This is a genomic window from Tsukamurella sp. 1534 (assembly GCF_000312385.1).
GTDB lineage: Bacteria > Actinomycetota > Actinomycetes > Mycobacteriales > Mycobacteriaceae > Tsukamurella.
In genome coordinates this window covers 17,704-27,966 of the sequence record NZ_HE997628.1, presented here as the reverse complement: position 1 = coordinate 27,966, position 10,263 = coordinate 17,704, and the positions used below count along the sequence as shown (strand labels likewise).

Here is a 10,263-nt window from a genome sequence, read left to right as displayed (position 1 = left end):
GGTGCGGTCGCCGCCGGAGCCTGCGCCGCCGGGGCGGCCGGCGCGACCGGCTGCGGGACGGCGGGGTCCGCGGCGACGGGCTGCTGCACGGGCTCGGCGACGGCGCCGCCGGGGACGGGCTTCCCGGTCAGCTGCTGGATGACGCCGTTGGTGAGGGCGGCCGCGTACTGCGTCTGGCCGTCCCGCGAGGTGAGCAGCGCGGCGTCGTCGGCGTTCGCGAGGTTGCCCAGGTTGGCGTAGACCATCGGGATGTTCACCAGCGAGGTGAGGGCGTTCGTGGTCTCGGCGATGCCGTCCTTGCCACCCAGGTACTGGGCGGGCACGAACCCACCGGCGCGGCCGGCGTCGCGGAGAACGGTAGCGGCGGGGTTGCTCACGGCGTTCTGCGCGGTGACCTTCTGGTCCTTCGCGCCGGGGGCGGGGGTCTCGAGGAGGAACCCGCGCTGCGCGGCGTCCTGGACGGCGCTGTTGATGCTCAGTGCCAGATCGGCGCCGGAGGCGTTGGCGGCCTTGGCACGATCGTCGATGCAGCCGCCGAAGCCGGCGTCGTCGGCACGCGACATGACGACCTTCGCGCCCTGGGTCTTCAGCGCGGACTCCACCATCTTGGCGACGGCGTAGTTGACCTTGTGGTCGGGGGTTCCGTTGGAGGCGACCGCGACGGGGTTGACGCACGGCACCTTGCCGCCGCGACCGTCGGTCACTTTCTTGGCCTGGTCGATCGCCGATCCGATGGAGGATCCGGCGTCGAGGAACACCGTCTTACCGTCGAGGGGCTTCGGGGCGGCGGGGGCGGGGTCTGCGGAGGCCAGGCCGGGCGCTGCGAAAACAGCAACGGCCGCGGCGGCCAACGAACCTGCGAAAACACGGGTCTTCATCATGGCAGCTGGGTACCGGGGAAGTGGTACCGCTCTCCTTCCAAGTCTCATGCGCAACTTTCGTCACATCAGTCACACAAGAAACAGTGAACCATTGATTGAGACTTTAGGGAAACCCCGACTCCGATCGTTACCGATCCGTGATCTTCTTCGGTCGCCGACTCACGATTCGGCGATCGCCGAATCCTCTTGTGCGGCAGCGGAGAAGCGCAACAGAGACAAGGCCGCCTGGGCGTCCGCGGGTTCGTCCGGGGCCGCGACACACCCCTCGACCCGCCTCCGGATCTCGGCCTCGTCGACCCCGGCGCCGAGGAAGACCAGCACCGTCGGCTCCCCCGTCCGGCGCCCGCGCTCGACGGTCGTGCGCACGTGCCGGCCGACGGTGTGCACCTCGAGCCGGGTGCCGTCGGCACAGGTCACGAATCCCTTGACGCGGAACACCCCGCGCGGCGGGTCGGTGAGCAGCCGCTCGGCGCGGCGTGCGTCGAGCGGCCCCGTGGCCACGTCGACCGCTGTGTAGCCGTCGTGCAGGTGGCGGTGATCGTGATCCGTGTGACCGTGAGCCGTGTGGTCGTGGTCGTGCTCCCGGAGCGCCTCGTCGAGCGTGAGCTGCCGCGCCGTGCCCTCCCGCGCCGCGGCGCGCTCCGCCAGAACCTCCGCATCCACCAGCAGCTCCGGGGGCAGCGCGGCGTTCACGGTGCCGATCACGGGCGCCGACGGGGCGTGCTCGCGCACCAATGCTTGCGCCGCGTCCGGGTCACCGGCGACGTCGATCTTGTTGAGCACGATCAGGTCGGCGAGCGCGAGGTGGTGCCGGAGAGAGGGATGCCGTTCCACGGTGTCGGCGAGGTGCGCCGCATCCGCCACGTACACCAGACCGCCGTAGTCGATCCGCGGGTCGGCGGCGAGCACCACGCGACGCACCATCGCGGCCGGCTCGGCGAGGCCGGACGCCTCCACCACGATCACGTCGAGGTCGCGGGCGGCCAGGGCGCCGAGAACGTCCTCCAGTTCGTCGTCGTCGACGGTGCAGCACACGCATCCGTTGCTCAGCGAGACGGTCTGCACCGGGCCCGGCCCACCGGCGCCCGCCACCAGGAGGGCGTCGATGTTCACCGCACCGAAGTCGTTGACCACGACGCCGATCCGCGCACCGTCGGCGCCCGCCAACAGGTGGTTGAGCAGCGTCGACTTGCCCGCCCCGAGGTAGCCCGCCACCACGACCACGGGGACCGGCGCCCTCCTGCTCACGGCGCCGCGCACCCTTCGCACAGCACCGCGAGATCACGGTCCCGGGGTGGTGCCAGGTTCGCGACGTTCGACGTGGGGGTTCCGCACGTGGTGCACCGCCCGATGCGCTTGGCCGCATCGGAGAAGTCGATGCGCATGCGGCGATCGAAGACGTACATCGCGCCCTCCCACAGGCCGCTGTCGCCGTATCGCTCGCCGTACCGGGCGATGCCGCCGTCCAGCTGGTAGACCTCGCCGAACCCGCGGTTGCGCATCAGAGCGCTGAGCACCTCGCAGCGCACGCCGCCGGTGCAGTAGGTGATCACCGGCCGCCCCTTGAGGTGGTCGTACTCCCCCGAGTCCAGCAGTTCCACGAAGTCCCGGGTGGTGCGGGCGGGCGTGACCACGGCCCCGGCGAACCGGCCGATCTCGGCCTCTATCGCGTTGCGGCCGTCGAAGAACACGGCGTCGGGGCGCCGCTCGACGAGGGCGTTCACCTCCTCGGGGCTCAGGTGCGTGCCGCCGCCGCGGACCCCGCCGTCGTCCACCTCGATCTCGTCGGGAACGCCGAACGTGACGATCTCGTCGCGGGCCCGCACCGACAGTTTCGGGAAGTCGTCGGCCGAACCGTCGGACCACTTGACGTCCGCGCCGGCGAACGCCGGGTACTCCTTGGTGGCGCGCAGGTACCGCTTCACCGCACGGATCTCACCGCCCACGGTCACGTTGATCCCGTGCCGCGACACCAGGATCCGGCCGCGGAGGTCGTTCGCCTCACACAGCGCCCGCTGCCACAGCCTGATCGCCTCGGGATCGGCCAGCGGGGCGAACACGTAGAACAGCACGATCTTGCCCATGACGGCATCGATTCTAGCCGTGCGTCCCTTGCACTCAGCCTGCGCACAAGGGTTCCGGCCGGCCTCCCGCTCGCCTTCAATGGCCCGCATGCGTTTTCGCCTTCCCCGCCGCACTGCCGCCCTCGCCGCCGTGCTCGCGATCGCCGCGTGCGGACAGCCCTCCGGGCCGGCGTACGACCCGTCGGCGCCGATCCCCGCGCAGGTCGCGCCCGGGACCACCGTCACCGTCGCCGACCAGCAGTCGATCCTCAAGACGATGCTCACCGCGTCCGGCGAACTGGACCGGCTGCCGTTCACGGTGAAGTTCGCGGACTTCGCCGGCGGACCGTCGATCCTGGAGTCCTTCCGCGCGGGCGCCGCGCAGGTGGCGATCGTCGCGGACGTCCCGCCCATCCACGCGCAGATCGCCCGCTTCCCCAGCCCGATCATCAAGGCCTGGCAGCTCACCAAGCCCGGCGTGGGCATGGTCGCCCGGCCCGGCGTCGCGCTGCGCACCCCCGCGGATCTGCGCGGGAAGAAGATCGGTTACGCGGAGGGCACCGCGCACCAGGCGATGGTGCTGCGGCTACTGCGCTCGGCGGGGCTCGGCAAGCACGACGTGCAGCTGGTGCCGCTGCAACTGACCGAGGTGGGCGAGGCGCTCGGCGCGGAGCAGATCGACGTGGCGCCCCTGATGGAGCCCATCAACACCAAGTACCGCGTCGCGCACCCGACAGCGCAGGCGTTGCCCGATCCGATCGCGCAGGGCGCGCAGTCCGGGCTGATGTTCCTGTACGCGCCGCAGTCGGCGCTGACGAACCCCGCGACCGCCGCCGCACTGCGCGACCTCAACGGCGCGGTCGAGCGCGCGCGGCAATGGGTGGACGCCGATAAGCAGCGGTGGATCCAGACGTACTACGTGGGCGCCCTGAAGATCCCCGCCGCCGTCGGCCGCGTCGCGTACGAGGGGCAGGGCAGCTGGCACCCGATCCCGCTCGACGCGGCACTGGTGAAGCGCCAGCAGGACACCATCGACACCCTCGCGGCCTTCGACGAGATCCCCGGCGGGCGCATCTCCGCCGACGGCTCCGTCGACTTCCGGTACGCGACAACCCCCTGACCCCGACCCTCGAGGAGCCCGTCATGTCCAGTCCCCCGCTCGGCCGCCTCGGCAGCGGCCTCGCCCACGACGCGCCGCCGGAGCAGCGGCCGGGCCCCGTCGACCCCGATCTCGAGCTGCGTGCGCGGCCGACGTCGCGCCGGGCGCTCATCGACACCCGTCCGATCGGAACATGGATCCTGGCGGGGCCCGCCCTGGTCGTCGCGCTGTGGGCGCTCGGCTCCGCGACCGGGTTCATCCCGGACACCGTGCTGTCGGCCCCGTGGACCGTCGTGAGGACCGCCTGGAATCTCGCGCTCGACGGTTCGCTGTGGTCCAACATCTGGGCGTCGGCGCAGCGCGCGATCGTCGGCGGGGTGCTGGGCGTGGCGCTCGCCGTGGTCCTCGCGCTGTTCTCGGGGCTGACCCGGACGGGCGAGGCACTCATCGACGGCACGGTGACCGTGTACCGCGCGATCCCCGCGCTGGCGCTGCTGCCGCTGTTCATCGTGTGGTTCGGCATCGGCGAGGAGATGAAGGTCATCCTCATCACGCTCGCGGTGGCGACGCCGGTCTACCTCAACACGCACGCCGGGCTGCGCGGGATCGACCGCAAGTACGTCGAACTGGCCGAGACCGTGGGGCTCTCGCGGGCGAAGTTCGTGCGCCACATCGCCGTCCCCGGCGCACTGCCCGGGTTCTTCACGGGCCTGCGCCTCGGCGCCACGGTGGCGTGGCTCGCGCTGGTGGTGGTCGAGCAGGTCGGCGCCTCCGACGGCATCGGTTACCTCATGTACAAGGCCCGCCTGTACGGCCTGACGGACGTCATCGTCGTCGGTCTCGCGGTGTACGCCCTCCTCGGATTCGGCACCGATGTGCTGGTCCGCACCCTCTCCCGAAAGGCACTGTCATGGCAGAGCACGCTGGCACACTGACCGACTCGCGCACCGATGCGGAGGCCGCCGGCACCGAGCGGGTGATCGTCGCCCGGAACCTGGTGCGCGGCTTCGACGGACGGGCCGTGCTCCGTGGAGTGGACCTGACCATCCGGCGCGGCGAGTTCGTGGCGCTGCTCGGCCGGTCCGGCTCGGGCAAGTCGACGCTGCTGCGCGCGATCGCGGGCCTCGACGACGGGGTTCCGGGGTCCGGCGTACTGGAGGTGGATCCGCGGCACGCCGTCGTCTTCCAGGATTCCCGCCTGCTGCCGTGGGCACGGGTGCTGGACAACGTGATCCTGGGCCTGGAGGGCTCGGACGCCGGGGACGTGGGCCGAGCCCTGTTGCGCGAGGTGGGGCTCGACGGCAGGGAGAAGGCCTGGCCGCGCGAGCTGTCCGGAGGCCAGCAGCAGCGGGTCGCCCTGGCGCGCAGCCTGGTCCGCGAACCCGCCGTCCTGCTCGCCGACGAACCCTTCGGCGCCCTCGACGCTCTCACCAAGCTGAAGATGCACGGCCTGCTGCGGAACCTGGTGGCCAAGCACCTGCCCGGCGTCCTCCTGATCACCCACGACGTGGACGAGGCCATCGCCCTCGCCGATCGGATCCTGGTGCTGGACCACGGCATCCTCGCGGTGGACGAACACGTGGGCGCCGACACCGGCCGGGGCCCCGGTGAGCCCGGGTTCGCGGAACTCCGCGGCCGCCTCCTGGACGCCCTGGGGGTGGAACAGGAGCCGGCCCCGCAGGCCCCGACGTCCGCGTGATCAGAAGGGTGGGAGCTCGGGTTCGGTGTTCGGCACGAATTCGACGCCCTGCTCCTCGGCCTGCTCACGTTGCCGTTCGAGTTCTTTGCGGAGTCGTTCTTCGGCGCGCTTTGTGGCTTTCTCGAGGCGGATGCGGCGATTCTTGGTGCGTTCGTCGCGGCGTTGTTGGGCGCGGTGTTCGGCGTGGGTGTCGAAGGTCTGCGGCTGTTCGGGTTCCTCGTTCAGGGTGCGGGCAGGGGTGTCCCAGATGAGTTTCCCGAGGCCGGGGAGGATGTCGTGGGCGGCGCCGGGTGGGGTGAGCCAGATGCCGCCGGCGGGGTGGTGCCATTCGACGGTGCCGTCGTCGAGGATGTCGGACAGCCATCCGGTTTCGGTTTTGATGCGGTGGTGGAATCCGCAGAGTGGTACCAGGTTCCCGGGGCCGTCCTTCCCGGCGACTGTTGTTTTGCCGCCGCGTGCGGGGTTGCGGTGGTCGTATTCGGCGACGTGGTCGGCCTGGCAGCGGGTGGACGGCACGCTGCAGCCGGGGAACACGCACGTCGGGTAGGTGAGCCGCATGATCAGCAGTTGGTATTGGGTGGGGGTGTACCCGGAGGCGCCGGTGAGGTGGATGCCGCCGGTCGCGGGGTCCCGTTTGCCGAGAGCCCGGATGGTGGTGTCGCACTCCGCGATCAGATCGTTCGCCTGCTCCGCCGTGAGCGGCCCGGAGATCCCGAGTTCGTCGCACACCACATACGCCCCACCCGACCAAGTCGGGGCGGATGCCGATTCAGGCGATAGTCCGGAGCCGGTCGATTCGCGAGATTCGTGCACCGCCGGCGAATTCGGCGGAGACGACCCAGGCTGTGCACCCGAATCGCCGGGCATGATGTCCCCGGTCGTTTCGGATACGTCGTCCGACACGGTGGTGCTGCCGACACCGGCCCCGAGCGCCAGGTCCGCACCGTCGGCGTCGTTCGTGACGTCGGTGCCGTCTGTGTCGTCCGCGTCGTCTGCCTCATCCGCGGTGCCTTCGGTGGCGGGTGGTTCGTCGAACAGGGTGATCGTGTCATCGACCGCAGCAGTGGCGGCGGGCTGGGGTTCGGCTGCGGCGGCACCCGGTGGGCGGAGGTCGGATTCGTTGAGGACGATCAACGCCAGCGCCTTCATTTCGGGGGCGATCGCCGCCACGCGGGGTCGGCGTTCCTTGAACCGGCAGGCATCGTCGGAACACTGGCAGCCGAGGGTCTCGTAACCCTCGATCAACGCCGCATGCGCGGCGACCTGCCGCTCACCCAGCGTGCGCGGATCCTTCCGGCACGTGGTCTTGAGCATGTCCGCGAGCAGGGCGGCGAACCGGATCCCGTCCGCCTTTGGGATGATCGCTTCGACATCGACGGTCCCGTCGGCGCGTCCGTGCATGTCGATGCCGAACCGGGGCTTCTTCTCCGGAACCTGCGGGACGGCGTCGATGTCGATCCGCACCAGGATCTGCTTCGCGGCCTCCTCCACCGCCGCCGCGGTGACGGCGGAGTCGGGGTCGGTGAGCATCCCGGTAAGCCAGGCGGCCATGCGGACGTCGAACTCATGGAGCACGCGATCGTCGATGATCGCCGACGCATAGCGCAGGACGGCGTAGAGCTGTTGGTTCGTCACTACGCCGGTGGCGCAGACCGCGAAGACGTGGGGGAGGCGTTCGCGGAGGTCGAGGCCGCGGTGCACGGCCGCGGAGGCGCCGCCCCGCCCGACCTGCAGCACTGCACCCGCCTCGGCGACGAGTTCGTCCCAGTCCCCGACGAACCGGCGATCGGACTCGGCCCGGCACCGTCGGGCATCGTCCCGGACCGCGAACAGTTGGGAGAGCACCGCGTTCTTCCGCGCCTCCAACCTGTTCGCCTCCACGAGCACCGAGCGCAGATCGGCCAACAACGCGCCCGCGTCCAGCCCGGCGACATCCTCGAACTCGGGAGGCAGCGGTCGACGGACCGCCCTCCCGTGTCCGAATGCATCGTCTGCAGTGCTCATACATTCGATGATACGTGCCTCTCCCGAACAAAGCTGCACAACATGAGCGGAGTTTTCGCACGTCGCGGCGCGGCCGCCCGCATTTCTTTTGGCGGTACATCGAAACGCTTACCCTGACCGCAACCCTGGCGCCGCACTCATCCGTCGCGTTGCCTGGACGGCATGAGCATCCCCGACCATGCGCGCGGCTACGAAGGATTCGAGGGCCGCATCGGCCGGACCGAGGCGGAATCGGAGCCGGCGTGGCCCGCCGAGCGCCGTGCGCGGCGGGGCGCGCCGAACATCATCGTCGTGCTGGTGGACGACATGGGCTTCTCCGACATCGGTCCGTACGGCTCCGAGATCCCCACCCCGCACCTCGACGCGCTCGCCGCCCGGGGCATCGTCTCCACCAATCACCACACCACCCCGGTCTGCTCCCCCGCCCGCGCGGCGCTGTTGACCGGCATCAACCCGCACCGCGCGGGCTACGGCTCGGTCGCGAACTCCGATCCCGGCTACCCGAACCTCCGGCTCAGCCTCGCCGACGACGTGCTCACCCTCCCCGAGATCCTCCGGGACTCCGGGTACGCCACGTACGCCGTCGGCAAGTGGCACCTCGCGAAGGATTCCCGGCTCGGACCCGATGCGGACCGCGAATCCTGGCCACTGCAGCGCGGATTCGACCACTACTACGGTTCCCTGGAGGGCTTGAACTCGTTCTTCCACCCGAACCAGTTGGTGCGCGACAACACGGTCGACCCGGTTACCGAATACCCGGAGGGCTTCTACGTCACGGACGCGCTCACCGACACCGCGGTGGGGTGGCTCAAGGAGCTCCGCGCCCACGACGCGGAGAAGCCGTTCTTCCTCTACTTCGCGCACATCGCGATGCACGGGCCGCTCCAGGTGAAGGGCGAGGACCTTCCCCGCGGGGACCTGGACTACGCCCGCGGCTGGGACGCGGTGCGGGCGGCGCGCTTCGACCGCCAGCGGGAACTGGGGCTGTTCGGCCCGGACACGTCTCCCGCGGAACGGAATTCGGAGCCGGGCTACGACGTGCCCGCGTGGGATGATCTGGATCCGGCGCGCAGGCGCAGGTTCGCCCGGTACATGCAGGTGTACGCCGCCATGGTGCGCACGGTCGACGACAGCCTGGGCCGCCTCCTGGACACCGTGGACCGGCTGGGCGAACTGGAGAACACCATCGTGGTCTTCACCTCCGACAACGGCGGCACCGCCGAGGGCGGCCCGGAGGGAACGAGGAGCTACTTCGCCGAGTTCGCCAAGTTCGCCGGCGGGAGCGCGCCCGACGGGTGGGAGGGCGACGTGGACCATCCCGAGGACCTGATCGGCAGCGCCCGCCTCGGCGTGCACTACCCGCGCGGCTGGGGGCAGGTGTCCAACACCCCGTTCCGGTTCTACAAGGGGCAGACCTTCGCCGGCGGGGTACGCGTGCCGTTCGTCCTGTCCTGGCCGAGCGGGTTGCCCGCGGCCCGCGGTGTGCGGGACGGCTATTCGTTCGTCACCGACGTCGCCCCCACCCTTCTCGACCTCGCCGGGGTGCCCACGCCGAGCACCCGGCGCGGCGCACCGGCGCAGGAGCGGGACGGGGTGTCGCAGCGGTCCTCGTGGTCCGACGGTGCGCCGTCGGCCCGGGACCGGCAGTACTCCGAGTTCCGCGGTCACCGCGGCTACTACCGCGACGGATGGAAGCTGCTGAGCCGTCACGATCCCGGTGACGACCCCGCCGATCCCCGCTGGGAGCTCTACGACAACCGCACCGACCCGGCCGAGACCCGCGATCTGGCCGCGGAGAACCCGGCCCTGGTGGCCGAACTCGCGGCGGAGTGGGAGCACGAGGCGTGGCGGAACACGGTGTTCCCCCTCGTGATCGGCGGCGGCCGGCGCAACCCCGCCGAGGACCGCCTCACCGATCCCGTGCGGATCCTCCCGGGCACGCCGGTGTTGGAGCGCTACCGGTCCGCGAAACTCGTGCAGTACCGGGATTTCGCGGCGGCGATCGACCTGGTGCACACCCGGGGCGACGAGGGCGTCCTCGTGGCCCACGGCGACGTCCTGGGCGGCTATCTCGTGTACGTCGAGGACGGCGCCGTGGTGCTCGGCTACAACGCGTACGGCGCGTACGAGGAGGTGCGCAGCTCCCCGCTCGCCGCGGGACCGCACACGATCACTCTGCACGCGGCGGTCCGGCCGGACCTGCGGTGGGACCTCGAGCTCACGGTCGACGGTGCGCCCGCAGCCGCCCTGACCGACCGGGTGCAGCTGATCGGGATGGCGCCGTGGACGGGGATCTCGGTGGGCCTGGACGCCCGCGGCCCCGTCTCCTGGGATCTGCGCGAGCGGCGCGGAACCTTCCCCTACACCGGGGAGCTGGTCGCGGTGACCTACGAACCGGGAGTCGTGGGGGTGCCCGCCCCCGTCGTCGAACGCCTGCAGCAGGAGGCCGAGGAGGAGGCGGACTGACCCGGATTGCACTTGCCGTGAACACAACCCTGGCGCGGACGCCCGTTCACG

8 protein-coding genes are annotated in these 10,263 nt (G+C 70.9%); 4 read left to right on the top strand and 4 right to left on the bottom strand.

Translation table 11 applies throughout. The annotated features are described in order from the left end of the window. From BN39_RS18210 to BN39_RS18200, 3 genes are all read right to left on the bottom strand, one after another. Positions 1–881, bottom strand: an 881-nt coding sequence (locus BN39_RS18210; protein ID WP_019203880.1) for an N-acetylmuramoyl-L-alanine amidase, incomplete at its 3' end; no start/stop codon positions are given. A gap of 159 nt (positions 882–1,040) precedes the next feature. Then, positions 1,041–2,129, bottom strand: coding sequence for a GTP-binding protein (locus BN39_RS18205; protein WP_040768830.1), 1,089 nt, complete (start codon positions 2,127–2,129; stop codon positions 1,041–1,043). Beyond that, entirely contained in the window at positions 2,126–2,965 is an 840-nt protein-coding gene (locus BN39_RS18200) for a rhodanese-related sulfurtransferase (RefSeq protein ID WP_019203878.1), read from the bottom strand. The genes BN39_RS18205 and BN39_RS18200 overlap by 4 nt, the downstream gene beginning before the upstream one ends. A gap of 88 nt (positions 2,966–3,053) precedes the next feature. On the opposite strand from BN39_RS18200, the gene BN39_RS18195 reads away from it, so the two are divergent. Genes BN39_RS18195 through BN39_RS18185 form a run of 3 tightly spaced genes read left to right on the top strand, consistent with a single transcriptional unit; the run spans position 3,054 to position 5,742 of the window. Next, positions 3,054–4,064 (top strand): ABC transporter substrate-binding protein, encoded by a 1,011-nt coding sequence (locus BN39_RS18195; RefSeq protein ID WP_148281529.1) that lies wholly within the window; start codon positions 3,054–3,056, stop codon positions 4,062–4,064. 23 nt (positions 4,065–4,087) lie between these two features. Continuing rightward, positions 4,088–4,978, top strand: coding sequence for an ABC transporter permease (locus BN39_RS18190; RefSeq protein WP_019203876.1), 891 nt, complete (start codon positions 4,088–4,090; stop codon positions 4,976–4,978). Next, complete coding sequence (locus BN39_RS18185; protein ID WP_019203875.1) at positions 4,954–5,742, top strand: ABC transporter ATP-binding protein; 789 nt, start codon at positions 4,954–4,956, stop codon at positions 5,740–5,742. Before BN39_RS18190 ends, BN39_RS18185 begins: the two co-directional genes overlap by 25 nt. Here the strand turns inward: BN39_RS18185 and BN39_RS18180 are convergent, their stop codons facing one another. Beyond that, on the bottom strand, positions 5,743–7,746 hold the full coding sequence (locus tag BN39_RS18180) for a DUF222 domain-containing protein (protein WP_081586191.1): 2,004 nt from the start codon (positions 7,744–7,746) through the stop codon (positions 5,743–5,745). It lies immediately after the preceding gene. A gap of 162 nt (positions 7,747–7,908) precedes the next feature. Here BN39_RS18180 and BN39_RS18175 point away from each other — a divergent pair, with 162 nt between their 5' ends. After that, on the top strand, positions 7,909–10,212 hold the full coding sequence (locus BN39_RS18175) for an arylsulfatase (protein ID WP_019203873.1): 2,304 nt from the start codon (positions 7,909–7,911) through the stop codon (positions 10,210–10,212). The last annotated feature ends 51 nt before the right edge of the window (positions 10,213–10,263 follow it).

Bases quoted from the DNA above. Each gene is read 5' to 3' on its own strand.
- BN39_RS18200 (WP_019203878.1), bottom strand. From the start codon at position 2,965: ATGGGCAAGATCGTGCTGTTCTACGTGTTCGCCCCGCTGGCCGATCCC.
- BN39_RS18195 (WP_148281529.1), top strand. From the start codon at position 3,054: ATGCGTTTTCGCCTTCCCCGCCGCACTGCCGCCCTCGCCGCCGTGCTC.
- BN39_RS18190 (WP_019203876.1), top strand. From the start codon at position 4,088: ATGTCCAGTCCCCCGCTCGGCCGCCTCGGCAGCGGCCTCGCCCACGAC.
- BN39_RS18185 (WP_019203875.1), top strand. From the start codon at position 4,954: ATGGCAGAGCACGCTGGCACACTGACCGACTCGCGCACCGATGCGGAG.
- BN39_RS18180 (WP_081586191.1), bottom strand. From the start codon at position 7,746: ATGAGCACTGCAGACGATGCATTCGGACACGGGAGGGCGGTCCGTCGA.
- BN39_RS18175 (WP_019203873.1), top strand. From the start codon at position 7,909: ATGAGCATCCCCGACCATGCGCGCGGCTACGAAGGATTCGAGGGCCGC.